This window comes from Rhizobium sp. LjRoot254 (assembly GCF_964254105.1).
In the GTDB taxonomy this organism is placed as follows: Bacteria; Pseudomonadota; Alphaproteobacteria; order Rhizobiales; family Rhizobiaceae; genus Rhizobium_E.
In genome coordinates this window covers 1,068,555-1,088,328 of sequence record NZ_CAXUSM020000001.1, presented here as the reverse complement: position 1 = coordinate 1,088,328, position 19,774 = coordinate 1,068,555, and the positions used below count along the sequence as shown (strand labels likewise).

Annotated in this window: 19 protein-coding genes; 10 read left to right on the top strand and 9 right to left on the bottom strand. The window is 61.8% G+C overall.

Annotation, left to right across the window (positions count from 1 at the left end):
* Window positions 1-66: 66 nt before the first annotated feature.
* The 3 genes from ACSQ26_RS05405 to ACSQ26_RS05395 are packed head-to-tail and all read left to right on the top strand — an operon-like array spanning window position 67 to window position 2,796.
* Window positions 67-939 (top strand): ABC transporter permease, encoded by an 873-nt coding sequence (locus ACSQ26_RS05405; RefSeq protein WP_436007021.1) that lies wholly within the window; start codon window positions 67-69, stop codon window positions 937-939.
* Window positions 936-1,724 carry an ABC transporter permease gene (locus ACSQ26_RS05400; RefSeq protein ID WP_436007019.1) on the top strand — a complete coding sequence of 263 codons (789 nt, stop codon included), beginning with the start codon at window positions 936-938 and terminating at the stop codon, window positions 1,722-1,724. The genes ACSQ26_RS05405 and ACSQ26_RS05400 overlap by 4 nt, the downstream gene beginning before the upstream one ends.
* A gap of 7 nt (window positions 1,725-1,731) precedes the next feature.
* Complete coding sequence (locus ACSQ26_RS05395; protein WP_436007017.1) at window positions 1,732-2,796, top strand: ABC transporter ATP-binding protein; 1,065 nt, start codon at window positions 1,732-1,734, stop codon at window positions 2,794-2,796.
* 11 nt (window positions 2,797-2,807) lie between these two features.
* Here the strand turns inward: ACSQ26_RS05395 and ACSQ26_RS05390 are convergent, their stop codons facing one another.
* The 3 genes from ACSQ26_RS05390 to epmA form a co-directional block, all read right to left on the bottom strand.
* Window positions 2,808-2,987, bottom strand: a complete 180-nt coding sequence (locus ACSQ26_RS05390; RefSeq protein WP_436007015.1) for a hypothetical protein — start codon at window positions 2,985-2,987, stop codon at window positions 2,808-2,810.
* 187 nt (window positions 2,988-3,174) lie between these two features.
* On the bottom strand, window positions 3,175-4,215 hold the full coding sequence (locus ACSQ26_RS05385; protein ID WP_436007013.1) for a lysine-2,3-aminomutase-like protein: 1,041 nt from the start codon (window positions 4,213-4,215) through the stop codon (window positions 3,175-3,177).
* On the bottom strand, window positions 4,212-5,291 hold the full coding sequence (gene epmA, locus ACSQ26_RS05380) for an EF-P lysine aminoacylase EpmA (RefSeq protein WP_436007011.1): 1,080 nt from the start codon (window positions 5,289-5,291) through the stop codon (window positions 4,212-4,214). Before epmA ends, ACSQ26_RS05385 begins: the two co-directional genes overlap by 4 nt.
* Window positions 5,292-5,417: 126 nt before the next feature.
* On the opposite strand from epmA, the gene efp reads away from it, so the two are divergent.
* From efp to ACSQ26_RS05360, 4 genes are all read left to right on the top strand, one after another.
* Window positions 5,418-5,987 carry an elongation factor P gene (gene efp, locus ACSQ26_RS05375; RefSeq protein WP_436007009.1) on the top strand — a complete coding sequence of 190 codons (570 nt, stop codon included), beginning with the start codon at window positions 5,418-5,420 and terminating at the stop codon, window positions 5,985-5,987.
* A gap of 209 nt (window positions 5,988-6,196) precedes the next feature.
* Complete coding sequence (gene tauA / locus ACSQ26_RS05370; protein WP_436007007.1) at window positions 6,197-7,207, top strand: taurine ABC transporter substrate-binding protein; 1,011 nt, start codon at window positions 6,197-6,199, stop codon at window positions 7,205-7,207.
* Between the two features lie 122 nt (window positions 7,208-7,329).
* Complete coding sequence (locus ACSQ26_RS05365) at window positions 7,330-8,127, top strand: taurine ABC transporter ATP-binding protein (RefSeq protein ID WP_436007005.1); 798 nt, start codon at window positions 7,330-7,332, stop codon at window positions 8,125-8,127.
* Window positions 8,124-8,960 (top strand): ABC transporter permease subunit, encoded by an 837-nt coding sequence (locus tag ACSQ26_RS05360; RefSeq protein ID WP_436007003.1) that lies wholly within the window; start codon window positions 8,124-8,126, stop codon window positions 8,958-8,960. Before ACSQ26_RS05365 ends, ACSQ26_RS05360 begins: the two co-directional genes overlap by 4 nt.
* A gap of 6 nt (window positions 8,961-8,966) precedes the next feature.
* On the opposite strand, the gene ACSQ26_RS05355 is transcribed toward ACSQ26_RS05360, so the two are convergent.
* From ACSQ26_RS05355 to ACSQ26_RS05330, 6 genes are all read right to left on the bottom strand, one after another.
* Window positions 8,967-9,803 (bottom strand): branched-chain amino acid aminotransferase, encoded by an 837-nt coding sequence (locus tag ACSQ26_RS05355; RefSeq protein ID WP_436015107.1) that lies wholly within the window; start codon window positions 9,801-9,803, stop codon window positions 8,967-8,969.
* A 64-nt stretch (window positions 9,804-9,867) separates the two neighbouring features.
* Window positions 9,868-10,848, bottom strand: coding sequence for a zinc-dependent alcohol dehydrogenase (locus ACSQ26_RS05350; RefSeq protein ID WP_436007001.1), 981 nt, complete (start codon window positions 10,846-10,848; stop codon window positions 9,868-9,870).
* Entirely contained in the window at window positions 10,845-12,170 is a 1,326-nt protein-coding gene (gene hisD / locus ACSQ26_RS05345) for a histidinol dehydrogenase (RefSeq protein WP_436006999.1), read from the bottom strand. Before hisD ends, ACSQ26_RS05350 begins: the two co-directional genes overlap by 4 nt.
* A gap of 16 nt (window positions 12,171-12,186) precedes the next feature.
* Window positions 12,187-12,954 carry an SDR family NAD(P)-dependent oxidoreductase gene (locus ACSQ26_RS05340; RefSeq protein ID WP_436006997.1) on the bottom strand — a complete coding sequence of 256 codons (768 nt, stop codon included), beginning with the start codon at window positions 12,952-12,954 and terminating at the stop codon, window positions 12,187-12,189.
* 114 nt (window positions 12,955-13,068) lie between these two features.
* Window positions 13,069-13,812 carry a histidine utilization repressor gene (gene hutC, locus ACSQ26_RS05335; RefSeq protein WP_436006995.1) on the bottom strand — a complete coding sequence of 248 codons (744 nt, stop codon included), beginning with the start codon at window positions 13,810-13,812 and terminating at the stop codon, window positions 13,069-13,071.
* A 56-nt stretch (window positions 13,813-13,868) separates the two neighbouring features.
* Window positions 13,869-15,218, bottom strand: coding sequence for a formimidoylglutamate deiminase (locus ACSQ26_RS05330; protein ID WP_436006993.1), 1,350 nt, complete (start codon window positions 15,216-15,218; stop codon window positions 13,869-13,871).
* A gap of 73 nt (window positions 15,219-15,291) precedes the next feature.
* On the opposite strand from ACSQ26_RS05330, the gene hutI reads away from it, so the two are divergent.
* From hutI to hutU, 3 genes are read left to right on the top strand one after another with little or no spacing between them, the layout of a single operon-like run.
* Entirely contained in the window at window positions 15,292-16,512 is a 1,221-nt protein-coding gene (gene hutI / locus ACSQ26_RS05325; RefSeq protein ID WP_436006991.1) for an imidazolonepropionase, read from the top strand.
* Between the two features lie 21 nt (window positions 16,513-16,533).
* Window positions 16,534-18,069, top strand: coding sequence for a histidine ammonia-lyase (gene hutH, locus ACSQ26_RS05320; RefSeq protein ID WP_436006989.1), 1,536 nt, complete (start codon window positions 16,534-16,536; stop codon window positions 18,067-18,069).
* Between the two features lie 29 nt (window positions 18,070-18,098).
* A complete protein-coding gene (gene hutU, locus ACSQ26_RS05315) occupies window positions 18,099-19,772 on the top strand; it encodes a urocanate hydratase (RefSeq protein ID WP_436006987.1) in 1,674 nt (557 codons plus the stop codon).
* Window positions 19,773-19,774: the final 2 nt, after the last annotated feature.

The following is a 19,774-nucleotide window of genomic DNA, read 5'->3' as shown; positions in this document are numbered from 1 at the left end:
GACGCCTCCCCGGCCATGCCGGGGAGGCACTTATTTTGTAGATTCCCCTATCCCGGTAGTAGGTGCATGGCGCAGCCGCAAAGCTTGGTGAACCGCCGAATGGTGATGGATTGGCTCGGTATCGTGCCATTCATGCTGTTTGCGGTGCTTTTTCTGATCCTTCCGACGCTTTACCTCGTCACCGGCGCCTTCTTCAATCCAGCCGGTGAGTTCACATTCCAGAACTTCCGCGATCTGTTCCAGCCGACGATTATGGCGGCCTATTGGATCTCCATCAAGGTCAGCACGGCGTCAGCCATTGGCGGGCTGCTGATCGGATTTTTTCTCGCCTGGGCGATCACCCAGGGCGGACTGCCTGGCTGGATTCGCTCCTTCGTGCTGACATTTTCCGGCGTCGCATCGAATTTCGCGGGCGTTCCTCTGGCGTTCGCTTTCCTAGCCACGCTCGGCCGCACCGGTCTGCTGACGTTCATCCTGACGACCTATTTCGGCTTCAATATCTATAGCCACGGCTTCAACCTGCTCTCGTTCCTCGGGCTGACGCTGACCTATATGTACTTCCAGATTCCGCTGATGGTGCTGATCATCACGCCGGCGCTGGATGGCCTCAAGAAAGAATGGCGAGAAGCCGCCTCTATCCTCGGCGCAACCTCGTTCCAGTATTGGACCATGGTCGCCTTCCCGATCCTCTGGCCAAGCCTGTTGGGAACGTTCCTGCTGCTCTTCGCCAACGCCTTCGGTGCCATCGCCACGGCTTATGCGCTGACCGGATCGTCGCTCAACATCGTGCCGATCGTGCTTTACGCACAGATCCGCGGCGACGTGCTGCACAATGCCAATCTCGGCTACGCCATCGCGCTCGGCATGGTCATCATCACCGGCGTGTCGAATTTCCTCTATATCTGGCTGCGCATGCGTGCCGAACGGTGGCAGAAATGAACGGCAAGAAGATCCTCGCCTGGTTTGCCTTCGCCATCGGCGCAACGTATTTCATAATTCCACTCATCGGCACCTTCGTCTTTTCAATGCGTATGCGTCGAGGAGAACTTTCCTTCGATGCTTATCGTTCGGTCTTTGAAGACATCCAGTTTCGTGAGACATTCAGCTACTCGATCCTCATGGCGGTTCTCACGATCATCGTTGGGATGTTGCTGGTTGTTCCTACAGCCTACTGGGTCCGGCTCCGGCTGCCACAAATGCGCCCGGTGGTGGAGTTCATTACGCTTCTGCCCCTGGTGATCCCGGCTATCGTCATCGTCTTCGGCTATCTCAGACTCTACAATTCCTCGTCCTTCCTGCCCTTCACCGGCAGCGCGCGAGGCACCGACATGCTGCTCGTCTTCTCCTTCATGACCCTATCGCTGCCGTATATGTATCGTTCGGTCGATACATCAATGCGGGCGATCGACGTGCGGGTGCTGACCGAAGCCGCCGAGAGTCTCGGTGCGAAGTGGACGACGATCATGGCCCGATGCATTTTCCCGAATGTGATGAGCGGCGTACTCTCCGGTGCTTTCATCACCTTCGCAATCGTTATCGGCGAATTCACCATGCCATCGCTTCTCAACAGACCGGCATTTGGACCTTATTTGCAGTTGATTGGCGCCAACAAGGCTTACGAGCCTTCTGCTCTGGCCGTCATAGCATTCGCGATGACCTGGGCCTCGATGGGCCTGATCAATCTCGTTTCCCGTTTCCAGAAAGTCGCCCGCGCGCGGACCTGAGGTATCAATGTCGTTTCTCGAGCTCAATAATATCAACAAGACCTATGCCGGCAGCATGCAAGTCGTAAAAGACTTCAACATGCATATCGAGAAAGGCGAATTCATCTCCTTTCTCGGCCCGTCCGGTTGCGGCAAGACGACGACACTGCGTATGGTCGCGGGCTTCGAAAGTCCGACATCCGGCTCCATCAGGATCGATGGCGTCGAGCAGAACAATCTCAAGACCAACCAACGCAATATCGGCATGGTGTTCCAGGCCTATGCACTGTTCCCGAACATGACGGCTGCGCAGAACGTCGCCTTCGGATTGAGGGTCAAGAATAAAAGCAAGGGGGAGACCACGAGGACCGTGGGCGAAATGCTCAAGCTCGTCGGCTTGGACCACCTCGCCGACCGCTATCCGTTCCAGCTCTCGGGCGGCCAGCAGCAGCGCGTGGCGCTCGCTCGCGCGCTCGCCATCAAGCCGCAGGTGCTGCTGCTCGACGAGCCACTCTCGGCGCTCGACGCCAAGATCCGCGTGTCGCTGCGCGAAGAAATCCGCGACATCCAGCGCAAGCTCGGCATTACCACGATCTTCGTCACGCACGACCAGGAAGAGGCGCTGTCGATCTCCGACCGTATCGTCGTCATGCATCAGGGTCGCGCCGACCAGATCGGCACGCCGTTCGAGATCTATAACCGGCCGACGACCAAGTTCGTCGCCAATTTCGTCGGGACGCTTTCGACAATCGAAGCCAAGGTTGCCGATCCCGCTGCCAACACGGTCAGCATCGGCAACAGCATCATCACCCTGCCCGAGCCGATCGGCACCGCCAAGGCTGGCGACACGATCACGCTTGCACTCCGTCCGGAAGCGCTCGCCCTCAATGGCGCGGAAGGCCGTGATTATTCGTTGAGCGGCAAGGTCGAGGCGGTCAGCTTCCTGGGCTCGGTCATCCGCACAAGACTGAATGTCGACGGCCAGCCGCTGTCCTTCGATATTTTCAACAACCCATCGGTCAAGCCACCGGTTGCGGGCGATGTGATCGAGGCGCGGTTCTCGCCGGCGGATCTGCTGGTGATCCGGGACTGAGCGCCGTCAGGTCAATTTTTCTTGGTGACGAGAAAGGGCAGATAGCTCTGCGGCAAGAAGGCGATGCCCGCCGGTGAACCGAAGCGGCCGGCGGCAATGTGCAGGCAGAACGCGATGTCCCAGGTTTTCGAGGTCGAGATCTTGGCTGGTTCCTGCGGTTTGATCACGTCATCTGCGGTGGTCGCTGCCATGTCGAGTTTCCCCTTCTCAAGACTGTGCATCGTAACCAGAGCAATTTTCATGCCATGGCCGACCACATTGATCGCAAAGGAAAATTCTGGACAGATCGAGGTTCGATTTCTCATCTACAGCCCTGGCCGGCTATAATTTGTGCAGCGCGCTGCCGGGCTTCAAATCCATGCACGGCATTTCAGATCGTCACTCGTCTGAATAGGCGTGCATCCGGCCGAGCCGGTCCTCGATGGCATAGCAGCCGTCGGCGGCTTCGCTGACCGGGCTCTCCGTTAACGGCACCTTGCCGTGGCCGCCCGGAATGTCGAGCATGTAATGCGGCATGCAGAGGCCGGAGACTTTCGATCGCAGCGCCGAGACGATAGTCCTACCCTCTTCGATCGACAGGCGGAAATGACTGGTGCCGGGCGCCAGGTCGGGATGATGCAGATAGTAAGGTTTGACACGCATCTCGACGAAGCCGCGCATCAGCGCCGCCAGCACATCAGCATCGTCATTCACGCCGCGCAGCAGTACCGACTGGCTGACCATCACGACGCCGCTTGCGATGAGCCGATCGACCGCCGCGCGCGCGTCATCTGTCAGTTCGCGCGGATGATTGGCATGGAGAGCGACATAAACCGTCTTTCCTGACGAGCGGAGCGCTTCAAGCAACGCGCCGGTAATGCGCTCCGGATCGGTCACCGGCACTCGGCTGTGGAATCGGACGACTTTCACATGCTCGATCGTTCCAAGCGCCGCCATCAATTCCCCGAGCCGCCGGGGCGACAGGATCAGCGGATCACCGCCGGTGACAATGACCTCCCAGATCTCAGTGTGACCGGCAATATAGGCAACGGCGCGTGACAACTCCTCGCTGCCCATCGTCCCCTCGCCCGCCGGCCCCACCATTTCGCGCCGGAAGCAGAAGCGGCAGTAGACCGGGCAGACATGCACCGCCTTGAGCAACACGCGATCCGCATAGCGGTGAACGACGCCCGGCACCGGGCTATGCGGGCCATCACCGATCGGATCGTCCCGCTCCTCGGGCAGCCGGATTAGCTCGGCCGCGCTGGGAAGATATTGCCGGGCGATCGGGTCATCCGGATTGCCGGCGTCGATCAGCGCTGCGATGGTCGGCGTGATGGAAATCGCGTAGCGGGAAGCGACCTCGGCAAAAGCATCGACCGAAGTTTCATCGATCAATCCGGCATCCCCGAGATGGCGTGGCGTGGTAAGAGCCGTCATCGCCCGTTCCACTTCACCGGCGCCCACATCACCTGCTCGATCCGCGATGCGCCCGACGCCAGCATCACCAGCCGGTCGAAACCGAGGGCAGCACCGCTCGCCTGAGGCATGATTTCGAGTGCCGCAAGGAAATCCTCGTCCAGCGGATAGCGCTCGCCGTATATGCGCGCCTTCTCGTCCATCTCGATCTCGAAGCGGCGGCGCTGCTCCTTCGCGTCGGTAAGTTCACCGAAGGCATTGGCGAGTTCCACGCCGCAGGCATAGAGCTCGAAACGCTCGGCGACCTTGGAGGATCGCGGCGTCTTCCGCGCAAGTGCCGCTTCCGAGATCGGGTATTCATAGAGGATGGTCGCGCGACCGATGCCGAGCCTAGGCTCGATCTTCTCGACCAGAACGCGGGAGAAAATGTCGGACCAGCCATCATCCGGCGCAATCCTGATGCCAGCCTTCCCGGCCTGGCCGCCAAGCTTCTGCGCGTCGGTCTCGCCCTTGCGGTTGATCGTCGCGAGCAAATCCATGCCGGCAAAACGGCTGAAAGCCTCCGCCACGGTCAATCGTTCCGGCTCGACGAAGGGATCGCATTCGAGCCCGCGATAGGAGAATTTCGAGATCCGGCCGGCTTCGGCGGCACAGGCGATGATCTCGCGGCAGTCGCGCATCAGGGCGTCGTAATTCTCGCCCGTCCGGTACCATTCCAGCATGGTGAATTCGGGCTGGTGGGTCGGCGAACCCTCGCGATTGCGGTAGACATGGGCGAAGGTGAAGATGCGCCGCTCGCCCGCCGCCAGCAGCTTCTTGCAGGCGAATTCCGGCGATGTATGCAGATAGAGCATCTCCTTGACGCCGTCAGACCCGATCATCTCGGTGGCGAAGGCGTGGAGATGCGCCTCGTTTCCGGGCGACACCTGCAAGGCCGGCGTATCGACCTCCATGAAGTCGTCGGCTGAGAAAAACGCACGCAGCGCCGCCTGCACTCTGTTGCGGGCGAGCAGGAAGGGCCGACGATCGGCATGGACATGCGGCCGCCACCATTCGGAGGGCGCAGTCGTCTCGGTCAAAGATGAAATGTTTCTCATCAATCAGGTCGATTCCGGCTGGCAATTTGCAGGGTTTCAGGTTAGTAGCGCGCCACAAATCCAATCCTGTGCGCCCGTGGACTGCCGTCCTTTAAAGCGCGATCCAACAAGATACAAGGAAGTCTTATGGCAAAGGTCATCGCTTCTCAGCTGCGCAAGGGCAACGTCCTCGATATCGATGGCAAGCTCTACGTGGTCCTGACGGCGCAGAATTTTCACCCCGGCAAGGGCACGCCGGTGACGCAGATCGACATGCGCCGCATCTCCGACGGCAACAAGGTTTCCGAACGCTGGAAGACCACCGAACAGGTCGAGCGCGCCGTCGTCGAGGATCTCAATTTCCAGTATCTCTATGAAGATGGCGAAGGCTTCCACTTCATGAACCCTGAGAATTACGACCAGGTCGCGGTACATCCCGATGTCGTCGGCTCCGACAAGGCCTATCTCGAAGAGGGCATGACGGTCGTTCTGTCGATCCATGAAGGCATCGCGATTGCCTTGCAGCTGCCGCGGTACGCGACGCTCGAAGTCGTCGAGACCGAACCCGTCGTCAAGGGCCAGACCGCCTCGTCCTCCTACAAGCCAGCCATCCTGTCGAACGGCGTCCGCTCGGGCGTACCGCCCCATATCGATGTCGGTACCAGGATCGTGGTGCTGACCGAAGACGGTTCATACGTCGAGCGCGCCAAGAGCTAAGCTCGGTTCATCTCTCAGTTCTTCGAACGGCTCGCGGTGAACGCGGGCCGTTTTTCGTTGTGCTTGCCTCTGAATCACCAACAAACAGAACACCACTCTCAAAATTCACGCAAACAGCGCAAATTTATTTCTGACTATAATCTATAATTTTTATGTATATTATGCTCATTGATTGCCGATAACGGAAATCGAAGAGAGGGAGAAACATCATGTCCATTACCCGCCGCAGCCTGATCGCGTTCGCATCCGCGACCGCTGCCCTCCTGTCGGTCGCGGGCTTTCAAGCCCATGCAGCCGACGTGACCGTCAACATCGCCTACCAGCCGATCGTCGAACCGTCGCGCGTGCCGCAGGCCGATGGCGCCTACGAGAAGGCGTTCGATGCCCAGGTCAACTGGCAGAAGTTTGATAGCGGCGCCGATGTCATCGCGGCACTCGCCTCCGGCTCGGTCGATATCGGCTATGTCGGGTCGTCCCCGCTCGCCGCAGGTGCCAGCCGCGAACTGCAATTCGAGACCGTCTTCGTCGTCGGCCTGATCAGCGAGGCCGAAGCGCTCGCGGTCAAAGGCATCGCAAAGCCCGAGGAACTGGTCGGCAAGAAGATCGCGACGCCTTTCGTTTCCACGGCGCATTACAGCCTGCTGACAGCACTCAAGCATTGGAACATCGATCCGAAGTCGGTCGAGATCCTGAATCTCCGGCCACCGGAAATTGCAGCCGCCTGGGAACGCGGTGACCTCGATGGCGCCTATGTCTGGGATCCGGTCCTGAGCCAGATCAAGAAATCCGCTACCGTTCTCGCCGACTCCAAGAATGTCGCCGATTGGGGTGGCCCGACATTCGACGCCTGGATCGTCTCCAAGAAATTCGCCAGCGAGCACCCCGATCTCGTGGCAAAGTTCGTGAAGGTCACCGGCGACGCCTATGCCAGCTATCGCGCCAAGCCCGAGGCCTGGGATGCCGCATCGCCCGAAGCACAGAAGATCGCCAAGCTGACCGGCGCCAAGGTGGAAGAAGTACCGGCCCTCCTCAAGGGCTATTACTTCCCGACGCTCGAGGAGCAGGCATCCGCTGACTTCCTCGGCGGCAAGACGATTGACGCCGTCACCAAGACATCCGCCTTCTTGCTCGAACAGGGCAAGATCCCGGCCGTCCTGAGCGATTACTCGCCCTACATATCCGCCAAGTGGGCCGAACAGGCTCTCAAGGTCAGCCAGTAACCCTGCCAGCCCTGCGTACCGGACCGCCAGAAAACTCCTGACCCCTGGCGGTTCTCGCAGGAAACTCATCCGGTGCAGGTTTGGACACCTGCGCCGGACTTTTCCAATCAAAGGAAGCGGCGATGAGCCACCTGACAATCAAGGATGTTTCGCTCGCCTATCCCCAGGCCAAGGGCGAAGGCCGCCCGGCGGACATTCTTCAAAACATCAACCTGTCCTTCGACGACAACCAGTTTATCGTGGTGATCGGACGCTCGGGCTCCGGCAAGACCAGCCTGCTCAACCTCGTCGCCGGCTTCCTGCAGCCATCGCGCGGCGGCATCTCCGTCGATAGCAAACCTGTCGCCGGCCCCGGCAGCGACCGCGCCGTCGTCTTTCAGGACGATGCGCTTTATCCGTGGCTCAACGCGCGCGAAAATATCGGCTTTCCGCTCAAGCTCCGCAATGTCCCGAAAGCCGTGCGGGACGCCCGCGCCGAGGAACTGCTCGATCTTGTCGGCCTCTCGGGTTCGGGAGGAAGGAAAATCTGGGAACTCTCCGGCGGCATGCGCCAGCGCGTTGGCATTGCCCGGGCGCTTGCTTCGAACCCGAAATTCCTGCTGATGGACGAACCTCTCGGCGCGCTCGACGCGCTGACCCGAAGCCGCATGCAGGGCCTGCTGCTCAAGGTCTGGCAGGCGAGCCGAACCGGCGTCCTGCTGATTACCCACAGCATCGACGAGGCGCTATTCCTGGCGACCCGGATCATCGTGCTTGCGCCCACGCCGGGCCGCATCGTAGCGGATATCTCGGCCGATTTCGGCCGACGGCATCTCTGGGGCGAGGACGCCAAGGAAATCCGCGCCGGAGACGCGTTCAAGGCTGCCCACGAAAAGCTGCTGGGCCTCATCCACGAGGAAGACGAGGAATTGGCAGCATGACACTGGTGACCGAACTGGAACAGGACGCGCGTGCCACGAAGGAGACCGAGCGCCCCGCTCGCCGGCCTCTAGATCCGACGCTTATCGTGTCAGCCATCACGATCCTGGCGATATTGGTGCTCTGGACCCTCGCATCGAACGCCGGACTTGTCTCGAAGGTATTCCTGCCCTCGCCTCTCACCGTTCTCAAATCGGCCGGCAACCTCATCACATCAGGCTTCGTCGACAGCACGCTGGCCCAGCACACACTAGCAAGCCTCGGCCGCATTTTCGGTGCGCTGGCAGCAGCGATCGTAATCGGCGTACCGGCTGGGCTGGCGATCGCCACAAGCCGCATCGGCAAAGGTATCCTCGACCCGATCGTCGAGTTCCTGCGTCCGCTGCCGCCGCTCGCCTACCTGCCGCTGATCATCATCTGGCTCGGCATCGGCGAGGCCTCGAAGGTCACGGTCATCGCGCTCGCCATGCTGCCGCCGATCATCATCTCCACGGCCTCAGGCGTCAAATCGGCCTCGAAGGATCACATCAATGCCGCGCGTTCCTTCGGCGCCACGCGGCTCCAGCTTCTGCGCCACGTCATCTTGCCCGGCGCCGTGCCGTCGATCTTGACCGGCATCAGGATCGCGCTCGGCGCGGGATGGTCGACACTCGTTGCTGCCGAGCTAATCGCCGCCTCCCGTGGTCTCGGTTTCATGATCCAGTCGGCGGCACAGTTCCTGGTGACCGATATCGTGATCGCGGGCATCTTCGTGATCGCGATCATCGCCTTCCTGTTCGAGCTTGTGGCTCGACTGGTGGAGCGCCTGCTGGTGCCTTGGGCGGCGCATCGCTGAGACCATTCAGCTATGCGCCCAGTCCCAATAGAGCGAACGGGCCTTCCGAGCGATCGGGCCGAACTGGAAATTCCGGTCGTCGAAGGCGATGACGGGCATGACCTTGTTCATGTTGCCGGTGGAGAAGATCTCGTCGGCCTCGCGGAAATCCTGCACCGAAAGCGTCGTCTCGTGAATGGTCACGCTGGCATGGCGCAGCAGGCCCATGACCCGCTGGCGGGTAATGCCGTTGAGGAACGTGCCGTTCGGCACCGGCGTGAACACCTCGCCGCCACGCGCCATGAAGACATTCGCGGTCGCGAGTTCCGCGACATTGCCCAGCATGTCGGTGACCAGTGCGTTCTGGAAGCCCTTGGACTTCGCCTCGCGCAGCATACGGGCATTGTTGGGATAGAGGCAGGCGGCTTTCGCATTAACAGGCATGACCTCCATCGTCGGCCGCCGGAAGCTGGTCGTGGTGATGGTCGAGCCCTTGGGCTCGGACATCGGGATGGCTTCCAGGCAAAGCGCGAACTCCGTCGATTCCGGCAATGGCAGGATCAGGCTGCCCTCGCCTTCCTCCGCCCAATACATCGGGCGAATGTAGACAGCGGTACCCGGCGAGAATTTCTTCAGCCCCTCGACCGCAAGTGTCTCGATCTCGCCGCCCGAAAGCATCGGCGCGAGACCCAACGCACGCGCGGAATCATTGGCCCGTGCGGCATGCCGGTCGAGGTCGGGCGTCACGCCCTCGAACAGCCGCGCACCGTCGAAGATCACCGATCCGAGCCAGGTGCCATGCGAAGCAGCACCGAGAATCTTCACGTTGCCTTCGTGCCATTCGCCCTTGAAAAAGGTCCACATCTCTCTCGCCACGGCATCCTCCCATCATTTCGAGTTAAGACAATTGGCCGTTTCGCATGACGGGTCAAGCCATCCGTATGATGGTTTTCAATCCTTTTGCATCGCCCACGATGAGCCGCTGATAGGCATGCGGAATACCGTCGATGGTGATCTCCCGGTCGATGAAGCGGGCAAGCTCCGACGCCAGTCCGGGCAGCATCGCCACCGCTTCCGGCAGTTCATCGCGATAGGCGTGACAGCCGATCAACGAGAGTTCGCGCTCGACGAGGATATTCGGATCAAGCGCGATCTCGCCATGCGAAATGCCAGCAATCGCGAGCGAGCCGCCGCCATCGACGCGGTCGATCAATTGCCGGATGACATGAATATTGCCAGTCGCATCGAGCGCATAGCGTATGTCGGCATCCTTGATGTCGACGACCTGCGCGCCCGTCACCTCGGCAACGAGCGACGCCCGGTCAGCATTGCGATCCGCGACGAGCACCTCGACGCCCATCTTCGACAGGACCAGCGCGGCAAGCCCACCGATCGGCCCGCAGCCGGCGACCAGCACAGCCTCGCCACTCGGAACCGCGAGCCGATTGACAGCATGCAGCGCCACGGCGAGCGGCTCGGCCATCGCGGCAATCGCCGGATCGAGCGAAGGCGCGTGCTTCACCAGCAGCCTTTCCGGCAAACATGTGAACTCGGCAAAACCTCCATCGCAGACTTCACCGACAAAGCCGAGCGACTTGCAGACATTGGTCCGACCGGCCATGCAAGCCGAACATTCGCCGCACCAGAACCGTGAATCGGCGACGACAGTATCGCCCGGCGATAACGCGCCGACGCCCTCGCCGCATTCCAGCACGACACAAGCAAATTCATGTCCGGCGACCGACGGGCTGCGCGAGATCCATTGGCCGGTGCGGAAATTGTGGATATCCGAGCCGCAAATCCCGGCCGCGGTTACCCGCAGCTTGACCCAGCCGGGCAATGGCGTGCCCGGTGCCTCGATTTCCTCGGCGCGTATATCGCCCGCCGCATAGAGCCGCGCGGCCCTCATTTGCCGGCCAGATACTGGTCGCGCACGCTGGATACCGCCTGCTCATGCGACGAGAAGCCCTCGTAGCGGGCGAGCGTTCGGGCGTGCTTCGCAAATTCGGGATAGGCCGAGGCCGTGACATAGCCGATCGACGAGCGCTTGATGAAATCATGCACCGAGAGCGGCCCCCAACTGCGGGCGTTGCGGCTGGTCGGCAGCACACAATTGGGGCCGAGGCCGAAATTGCCGATCGACACCGGCGTATGCGGCCCCATCAGCACTTCGGCCGCCTCGGTGATCCGGCCGAGATAGGAAAATGGATCGGTGGAGAGAATTTCCAGATGCTCCGGCGCATAATCGTTGACGAAGTCGATGCTCTCGTCCGCACTGGATGTCAGGATAATGCCGCCATACCTGCCGGTCAGCACGGCCTTGGAGAATTCTACCCGCTGCTCGGTCATCCGGCCCCAATGTTCGGGCAGCGCCGCGAGCGCCTCTGCCACCACGCGGCGGCTGTGCGTCACCAGATAGGCCGACGAATCCGGCCCATGCTCGGCCTCGATCAGCAGGTCCAGCGCCGCGAGGCCGCCATGCACCGTGTCATCGGCAAAGATCAGCGCTTCGGATGGCCCCGCAGGCAAGCCCGGATCGATGATGCCTGACAGCAACCGCTTGGCGGCAACCACCCACGGACTGCCGGGGCCGACGATCTTGATCGCCGGCTTCACGGTCTCCGTGCCATAGGCGACCGCGGCCACGGCCTGTGCCCCACCGCATTTGTAAACCGTGCCGACACCGGCAAGCCGCGCCGCCACCAGCGTCGCTGCATCCACCGATCCATCCGGCGTCGGCGGCGTCACTATGGCGATATCGGGCACGCCGGCGACCACTGCAGGCACGGCCGTCATCATGGTCACCGAGGGAAACGCACCCTTGCCGCGCGGGACATAGAGCGCCACTGATTTGATCGGCGTATAGCGGTCGCCGGCAAAGGCGCCGGGCCGCATCTCCTTCAGCCACATCGCCTCCGGCTTCTGCTCCTCGTGAAAATGCCGGATGTTGGTGATGCCGAATTCGATCGCCTCGATCACGTCCCTGTCGACCATCCCGAACGCCGCATCGAACTCGGCTTCCGTGACCTTCAGCGCGCCGGGCTTCACATCGGACTTGTCGAACTCGCGCGCAAAACGGATCAGCGCCGCATCGCCCTCGGTCTTCACCGCATCGATGATCGGCTGTGCCCTCTCGAGGAAGGACGACAGGTCGGCCTCGGACCGATGGATCAAAGCCGCCTTGCCCGCCGCGTCGAGCTTCGAATAATCGTGGAAGGACACTTCGGACATAAGGCAGCCTTTTCATTCAGATGGAAGCGAGGAAGCCGCCATCGACGGGGATCGAAACGCCGGTAACATAGAGCGAGGCATCGCTGGCGAGGAACACGGCCGCGCCGCCGAGATCATCCATCGTACCAAAACGTTTCTGCGGAATTTTGGCCAGCATGGCCTGTTGCCAGTCCTCGTTCTCATAGAACACATCAGTCATCGCGGTGCGGAAATAGCCGGGCGCGATTGCGTTGACTCGGATACCCTCGCCCGCCCATTCCGCCGCCAGCGCGCGCGTCATGCCCAGCACACCGGATTTCGATGAACCATAGGGTACCGCCGTCGGGATACCTACATAGGACGTCAGCGAGCAGAGATTGATGATCGAGCCGCCGCTGCCGCCCGCGATCATTGCCTTCGCCGCCGCCTGCGCGACGAAGAAAGCGCCCTTGAGATTGGTGTCGACGATCCGGTCCCACAGCGCCTCGTCGACCTTGATCGACGGGCGGACTTCCTCGTAGCCGGCATTGTTGATGAGGATGTCGAGCCCGCTCATCTGCGCCGCGGTCTGTGAGATGATGCCGTTTATGGCCCCGGTCTTGGTCACATCGAGAGCGACAGGCAAAGCGTTGCGACCCAGCGCTTCGATCTTGCCCGCCGTCTCCTTGAGATCATCCGTCTTGCGCGCCGCGATCGCCACATCGGCACCAGCCTCGGCGAGTGCCACCGCGATCGCCTGGCCGATGCCACGGCTCGCGCCGGTGACCAGCGCTACTTTTCCCGTCAGGTCGAATCTGGAAGTCATTGCCGCCGCCCGCTCATCTCACGAAGGCACAATCAAACAGTCCGCGCTGTGACTGTCCAGTTCGAATTGCCGCGCAGCAGTTCGGCAATTCCGATGTTTTGATTAGCTCTGCGCCTAACTCTGAGATGGAGCGAAATTCGCCACGAGTTCGTAGGCCTGACCTGGATAGGTAAGCTTGACCAGTGTCACATAGGCGCCGTTCATGCGCGTGCGCCGCTCGATCTGCAGGCAGGCGGTGCCTTCGGCGACATGAAGCACCTCGGCGATCTTGGCATCGGCGCCAATCGCGAGAATCCTGTGCTCGGCCGCACTCCACGGCACCTTGTCGAGCAGCCACGGCCCCGGCGCATTCCTGTCGAAACTCTCCTTGGCGGCCTCCGGCACGGCCGAAAGATTGATCAGGCGCTCCTCGAAGGTGAAGGGCGTCTTCCCCGAGAAATGCCGGCATTGCAGCGCCAGCACCAGCGAGCCGGCCTTGAGATCGAGCCTTTCACGCTCCTCGCCTGTGGCGCGGCGCTGATCGCGGCGAAGCAGCTCGTAGTCATAGGCGAGGCCGAGCGACTGGACCTCCGCCTTGATGTCGCGGATCTCGAGCACGGCGGATTGCGCATGCGGCTGGGTGACAAAGCTGCCGGATTTCTTGCGCCGCTCGATCAGCCCGCTCTTGGCAAGCTGCGAGAGCGCCTTGTTCACCGTCATCCGCGAGCAATCGTAAACCGTCGCCAATTCCATTTCGAAAGGGATGCGATAGCCGGGCGGCCATTCGCCCGACAGGATCCGCCCCTCGATATCGCTGAGGATCCGCTGGTGTAGCGAAGGCGTGGAATCATTGCGGGCAAGTGCTGATACGGGCGTCATGTCCCGATGTTCAGTGTCTCAGGACATAAGTCAAGAGACACCGGTTTTCTCCTACTTCAATGTTGCGAAAGCAGTGCCTTCATCACGCCGCCGAAGCGCTCGCCTATGCGCTCGCGCGCGGGGTGCCTGCCCTCGCTTACCAGCTTGCGCCCGTGCACCCAGACGCCATCGACCGACATGCCTTCGCCGAATATCCAGTTGTCGAGCACCTGGTCGGCCTTGTAGCCGGCATCGAAGACAGGTTTGAGGCTGACGAAATCCGCCGGCTTGCCGGCGGTGATGCCCGACTCGTGCGAGAGCGCCTTTGCGCCGCCCGTAGCGGCTTCGTCGAACAGGGTTCGTCCCGTCGAACGGCCATGGGTGGCGATGACGTTGCGGGCGCGATGCAGCGGGCGCTGCGAATATTCCAGCTGCCGCAATTCGTCGCTGACGCCGATCTGCACATTGGAATCCGAACCCACGGATATCGCCCCGCCATGTTCGAGGAACAGCGGCGCCTGGAAGAAACCATCGCCGAGATTGGCTTCCGTGATCGGGCAGAGACCTGCGACCACGCCGCGCTTGGCCATGCCGATCGTTTCCGCGTCCGTCATGTGGGTGGCGTGAATGAAACACCAGCGCGAATCGGCATCCGAATTGGCGAGCAGATATTCCACCGGCCGCTGGCCGGAGAAGGCAATCGAATCCTCCACCTCCTTCACCTGCTCAGCGATATGGATGTGGATTGGCCCGTCGAAATCCAACCTCTGGAGTTCCCTGATCTCTTCGATCGTCGCAGCCCGAAGGCTGTGCGGCGCGATACCAACCTTTGATTGATTCAAAGTCTGAACAGCCTTCCGAGCGCCTTCAAGCAGACGGCCGAAACTGTCGATATCGTTGATAAATCGGCGCTGGCCTTCGCCCGGCGCCTGCCCACCGAACTGCGAATGCGCATAGAATACCGGGAGCAGTGTCAGGCCGATGCCAGTAGCGTGGGCCGCTGCCGCAATGCGAGCGGAATGCTCAGCAATATCAGCATAATGCCCGCCATTCTTGTCATGATGCAGGTAGTGAAATTCGCCGACGCGCGTGAAGCCGGCTTCCAGCATCTCGACATAAAGCTGGCTGGCGACCGCCTCGATCTGGTCAGGGCTGAAGCTCAGCGCGAAGCGATACATCAGATCGCGCCAGCTCCAGAAATTATCGCTCCCCGGCCCCGGCATTTCGGTGAGCCCGGCCATGGCGCGCTGGAAGGCGTGGCTATGGACATTGGCCATGCCCGGGACGATGATGGCGTGGCGCTCATCGCCAGCCCCAGCCGTGGAATTTGGTTCGACGCTGGCGATGCGGCCGGCGTCCACGACGATCCGCACATTCTCCGCCCAGCCGTCTGGTGTCAGCACCTGCTCGCCAAAAATCGCCATCATGCTCCCCGAAATTACTTGCATCTGATTTTATTATGTCTATACATATTCCTCAGGAATGGGAAGGGAAATTTCAATGGCGGCGCAACAATCGAGCACGATAAAGGTCTGGCGCAATGCGCGGCTTGCGACGCTCGATGCCTCGCGTCCCGGCCTCGGCGAGATCGAACATGGCGCCGTTGCAGCAGAGGATGGCAGGATTGTCTTTGCCGGTCCAGAGCGTGAGATGCCCGGCCTGGCGAATGCCGAAATCGTGGATTGCGAAGGCCGCTGGATCACGCCGGGTCTCATCGATTGCCATACCCATCTCGTCCATGCGGGCAACCGCGCACATGAATTCGAATTGCGCCTCAATGGGGCGACCTATGAAGAAGTCGCCCGCGCCGGCGGCGGCATCGTCTCCTCCGTCAAGGCCCTGCGCAAGGCAACCGAGGCTGATCTCGTCCGCGAGACGCTACCGCGCCTCGACGCGCTGATCGCCGAGGGCGTCACCACGGTCGAGGTGAAATCCGGCTACGGCCTCGACCTCGAAAACGAGATGAAATCGCTGAAGGCTGCCCGCGCACTGGGCGACGCACGTCCCGTCACCATCCGCACGACCTTCCTCGGCGCACACGCACTGCCGCCGGAAGCCAATGGCGACAAGACCGCCTACATCGCCAAGGTCGTCGATGAAATTCTGCCCGCCGTGCACGCGGCCGGACTGGCCGATGCGGTGGATGGCTTCTGCGAAGGCATCGCCTTCTCGCCCGCCGAAATCGCCCTCGTCTTCGACGCCGCAACCAAGCTCGGCCTGCCGGTCAAGCTGCACGCCGACCAGCTTTCGGATCTCGATGGCGCGGCACTTGCGGCAAGCTATGGCGCCCTCTCCGCCGATCATCTCGAATATACCAGCGACGCCAGTGCTGCAGCCATGGCCACATCCGGCACAACAGCGGTCATCCTGCCTGGCGCCTACTACTTCATCCGCGAGACCAAGAAGCCACCGATCGACGCCTTCCGCAAGCATGGCACCGCGATGGCCATCGCCACCGACAACAATCCCGGCACCTCGCCGCTGACCTCACTACTGCTGACCATGAACATGGCCGCCACCTTCTTCCACATGACCGTCGAGGAATGCATCACAGGCATCACGCGTAATGCCGCCAAGGCGCTCGGGCTTCAAGATCAGACCGGCACATTGACCGTTGGCAAGTGGGCCGACCTCGCCATCTGGGACATCGATCGTCCGGCAGAACTCGTCTACCGCATGGGTTTCAACCCGCTGTGGAAGCGTGTCTGGCACGGCCAGTAAGAACGACAGGGAAACATAGAGATGACCATTACCCTCCACCCCGGCTCCGTCACGCTGGCCGAGCTCCAGGCGATCTACTGGAACGGCGAGAACGTAAAGCTGGACCCGAGCTTCGATGCCGCGATCAGGAAATCCGCTGCCCGCATCGCCGAGATCGCTAGCGGCACCGAGCCGGTCTATGGCGTCAATACCGGCTTCGGCAAACTCGCCTCGATCAAGATCGCCGCCGAGGATACGGCCACTCTGCAGCGCAATCTCATCCTGTCGCATTGCTGCGGCCTGGGCGATCCGCTCGCCTCCGAGATTGTCCGTCTGATCATGGCACTGAAGCTGATCTCGCTCGGCCGTGGCGCATCGGGCGTCCGCATCGAACTGGTGCGGCTGATCGAAGGTATGCTGGAAGAAGGGGTCGTGCCGATGATCCCGGAAAAGGGTTCCGTCGGCGCATCCGGCGATCTCGCACCGCTGGCCCATATGGCCGCCGTAATGATCGGCGAAGGCGAAGCCTTCCTGGACGGCGCGCGCATGCCCGGCAAGGAAGCTCTCGCCAAGGCCGGGCTGACGCCGGTTGAGCTCTCGGCCAAGGAAGGCCTGGCACTGATCAACGGCACCCAGGTTTCGACGGCCCTCGCCCTGGCGGGCCTCTTCCGCGCCCACCGCGCCTCGCAATCGGCACTGATCACCGGAGCGCTTTCGACCGATGCCGCGATGGGTTCGTCCGCGCCGTTCCACCCTGACATTCACGCCTTGCGCGGCCATAAGGGCCAGATCGATTCCGCCTCCGCCCTTCGCGCCCTGCTCGAAGGCTCTGTGATCCGCGAAAGCCACATCACCGGTGACGAGCGCGTACAGGATCCCTATTGCATCCGCTGCCAGCCGCAAGTCGATGGCGCCTGCCTCGATATCCTGCGCCAGGCCGCCCGCACGCTTGAGATCGAAGCCAATGCCGTCACCGACAATCCGCTGGTGCTGGCTGACAACTCCGTCGTTTCAGGCGGCAATTTCCACGCAGAACCCGTAGCCTTTGCCGCCGACCAGATCGCGCTCGCCGTTTGCGAGATCGGCGCCATCGCCCAGCGCCGCATCGCGCTGCTGGTCGATCCCGCGCTTTCCTACGGCCTGCCGGCCTTCCTCGCCAAGAAGCCGGGCCTGAATTCCGGCCTGATGATCGCCGAAGTCACCTCCGCCGCATTGATGAGCGAGAACAAGCAGATGTCGCATCCGGCATCCGTCGATTCCACGCCGACCTCGGCCAACCAGGAAGACCACGTCTCCATGGCCTGCCACGGCGCGCGCCGCCTGCTGCAGATGACCACGAACCTCTTCGGCATTATCGGCATCGAAGCGCTGACCGCCGGCCAGGGCATCGATTTCCGCGCGCCGCTGATCACCAGCCCGGAACTGATCAAGGCGGTATCGGCGCTCCGCAAGGTCGTCGATACGCTCGAGGTCGACCGCTACATGGCCAATGATCTGGCCGCCGCCGCCGAGCTCATCGCATCCAATGCGCTCAATGAATCCGTTTCGCCGGGCATCCTGCCCGCACTCGCCGATTAATCCAGATTTCGTCCTACGGGAGTCCGACCATGAACAATCCCCGCCACAACATCCGCGACGTCCGCGCGCCGCGCGGCAACACGCTCAACGCCAAGAGCTGGATGACCGAAGCGCCGCTCCGGATGCTGATGAACAACCTCGATGCCGAGGTTGCCGAGAACCCGCATGAGCTGGTCGTCTATGGCGGCATCGGCCGCGCCGCCCGCACCTGGGAGGATTTCGACCGTATCGTCGCCTCGCTGAAGGACCTCGAGGAAAACGAGACGCTGCTGGTGCAATCCGGCAAGCCGGTCGGCATCTTCCGCACCCACAAGGACGCGCCGCGCGTACTGATCGCCAATTCCAACCTCGTGCCGCATTGGGCGACCTGGGATCATTTCAACGAACTCGACAAGAAAGGCCTGGCCATGTACGGCCAGATGACGGCGGGTTCATGGATCTACATCGGCACCCAGGGCATCGTGCAGGGCACCTACGAGACCTTTGTTGAGGCCGGCCGCCAGCATTACAACGGCAATCTCACCGGCAAATGGATCCTCACCGGCGGCCTCGGCGGCATGGGTGGCGCCCAGCCGCTTGCCGCCGTCATGGCGGGCGCCTGCTGCCTGGCGATCGAGTGCAATCCGGATTCGATCGATTTCCGCCTGCGCACCCGCTACGTCGACGAGAAGGCCGAGACGCTCGACGAAGCGCTCGCCATGATCGACAAATGGACCAAGGCCGGCGAAGCAAAATCCGTCGGCCTGCTCGGCAATGCCGCCGAGATCCTGCCTGAAATGGTCAGGCGCGGCATCCGCCCCGACATGGTCACCGACCAGACGTCGGCGCATGATCCGATCAACGGCTACCTGCCCGCCGGCTGGACAATGGGTGAATGGAAGGCCAAGCGTGAAAGTGATCCCAAGGCAGTGGAAAAAGCAGCCCGCGCGTCGATGAAGGTGCATGTACAGGCGATGCTGGATTTCTGGAACGCCGGCGTGCCGACGCTCGATTACGGCAACAATATCCGCCAGGTCGCCAAGGACGAAGGGCTGGAAAATGCCTTCGATTTCCCCGGCTTCGTGCCGGCCTATATCCGCCCGCTGTTCTGCCGTGGCGTCGGCCCCTTCCGCTGGGCCGCCCTGTCGGGCAATCCCGAGGACATCTACAAGACCGACGCGAAAGTGAAGGAACTGACACCTGGCAATACCCATCTGCACAACTGGCTCGACATGGCGCGCGAGCGCATTTCCTTCCAGGGCCTGCCGGCGCGCATTTGCTGGGTCGGTCTCGGCGACCGCGAACGGCTCGGCCTCGCGTTCAACGAGATGGTCAGGAACGGCGAACTTTCCGCCCCGATCGTCATCGGCCGCGACCACCTCGATTCCGGCTCCGTCGCCTCGCCGAACCGCGAGACCGAAGCGATGAAGGATGGCTCGGATGCCGTCTCGGATTGGCCATTGCTCAATGCCTTGCTCAACACCGCCTCGGGTGCGACCTGGGTGTCGCTGCACCACGGCGGCGGCGTCGGCATGGGCTTCTCCCAGCATTCCGGCATGGTGATCTGCGTAGACGGCACCGACGATGCCGCCGAGCGCATCGGCCGCGTGCTGTGGAACGACCCGGCGACTGGCGTCATGCGTCATGCCGATGCGGGCTATGAGATCGCCATCGACTGTGCCAAAGAAAAAGGCCTGCGCCTGCCCGGCATTCTCGGCAACTAAAG

Coding starts and splice junctions, on each gene's coding strand:
- hisD (WP_436006999.1), bottom strand. CDS start 12,170: ATGTCCGAAGTGTCCTTCCACGATTATTCGAAGCTCGACGCGGCGGGC.
- hutI (WP_436006991.1), top strand. CDS start 15,292: ATGGCGGCGCAACAATCGAGCACGATAAAGGTCTGGCGCAATGCGCGG.
- hutC (WP_436006995.1), bottom strand. CDS start 13,812: ATGACGCCCGTATCAGCACTTGCCCGCAATGATTCCACGCCTTCGCTA.
- ACSQ26_RS05390 (WP_436007015.1), bottom strand. CDS start 2,987: ATGGCAGCGACCACCGCAGATGACGTGATCAAACCGCAGGAACCAGCC.
- ACSQ26_RS05355 (WP_436015107.1), bottom strand. CDS start 9,803: ATGTGGACCTTTTTCAAGGGCGAATGGCACGAAGGCAACGTGAAGATT.
- ACSQ26_RS05330 (WP_436006993.1), bottom strand. CDS start 15,218: ATGATGGCGATTTTTGGCGAGCAGGTGCTGACACCAGACGGCTGGGCG.
- ACSQ26_RS05405 (WP_436007021.1), top strand. CDS start 67: ATGGCGCAGCCGCAAAGCTTGGTGAACCGCCGAATGGTGATGGATTGG.
- ACSQ26_RS05340 (WP_436006997.1), bottom strand. CDS start 12,954: ATGACTTCCAGATTCGACCTGACGGGAAAAGTAGCGCTGGTCACCGGC.
- ACSQ26_RS05400 (WP_436007019.1), top strand. CDS start 936: ATGAACGGCAAGAAGATCCTCGCCTGGTTTGCCTTCGCCATCGGCGCA.
- hutH (WP_436006989.1), top strand. CDS start 16,534: ATGACCATTACCCTCCACCCCGGCTCCGTCACGCTGGCCGAGCTCCAG.
- ACSQ26_RS05385 (WP_436007013.1), bottom strand. CDS start 4,215: ATGACGGCTCTTACCACGCCACGCCATCTCGGGGATGCCGGATTGATC.
- ACSQ26_RS05350 (WP_436007001.1), bottom strand. CDS start 10,848: ATGAGGGCCGCGCGGCTCTATGCGGCGGGCGATATACGCGCCGAGGAA.
- epmA (WP_436007011.1), bottom strand. CDS start 5,291: ATGAGAAACATTTCATCTTTGACCGAGACGACTGCGCCCTCCGAATGG.
- tauA (WP_436007007.1), top strand. CDS start 6,197: ATGTCCATTACCCGCCGCAGCCTGATCGCGTTCGCATCCGCGACCGCT.
- ACSQ26_RS05360 (WP_436007003.1), top strand. CDS start 8,124: ATGACACTGGTGACCGAACTGGAACAGGACGCGCGTGCCACGAAGGAG.
- efp (WP_436007009.1), top strand. CDS start 5,418: ATGGCAAAGGTCATCGCTTCTCAGCTGCGCAAGGGCAACGTCCTCGAT.
- hutU (WP_436006987.1), top strand. CDS start 18,099: ATGAACAATCCCCGCCACAACATCCGCGACGTCCGCGCGCCGCGCGGC.
- ACSQ26_RS05365 (WP_436007005.1), top strand. CDS start 7,330: ATGAGCCACCTGACAATCAAGGATGTTTCGCTCGCCTATCCCCAGGCC.
- ACSQ26_RS05395 (WP_436007017.1), top strand. CDS start 1,732: ATGTCGTTTCTCGAGCTCAATAATATCAACAAGACCTATGCCGGCAGC.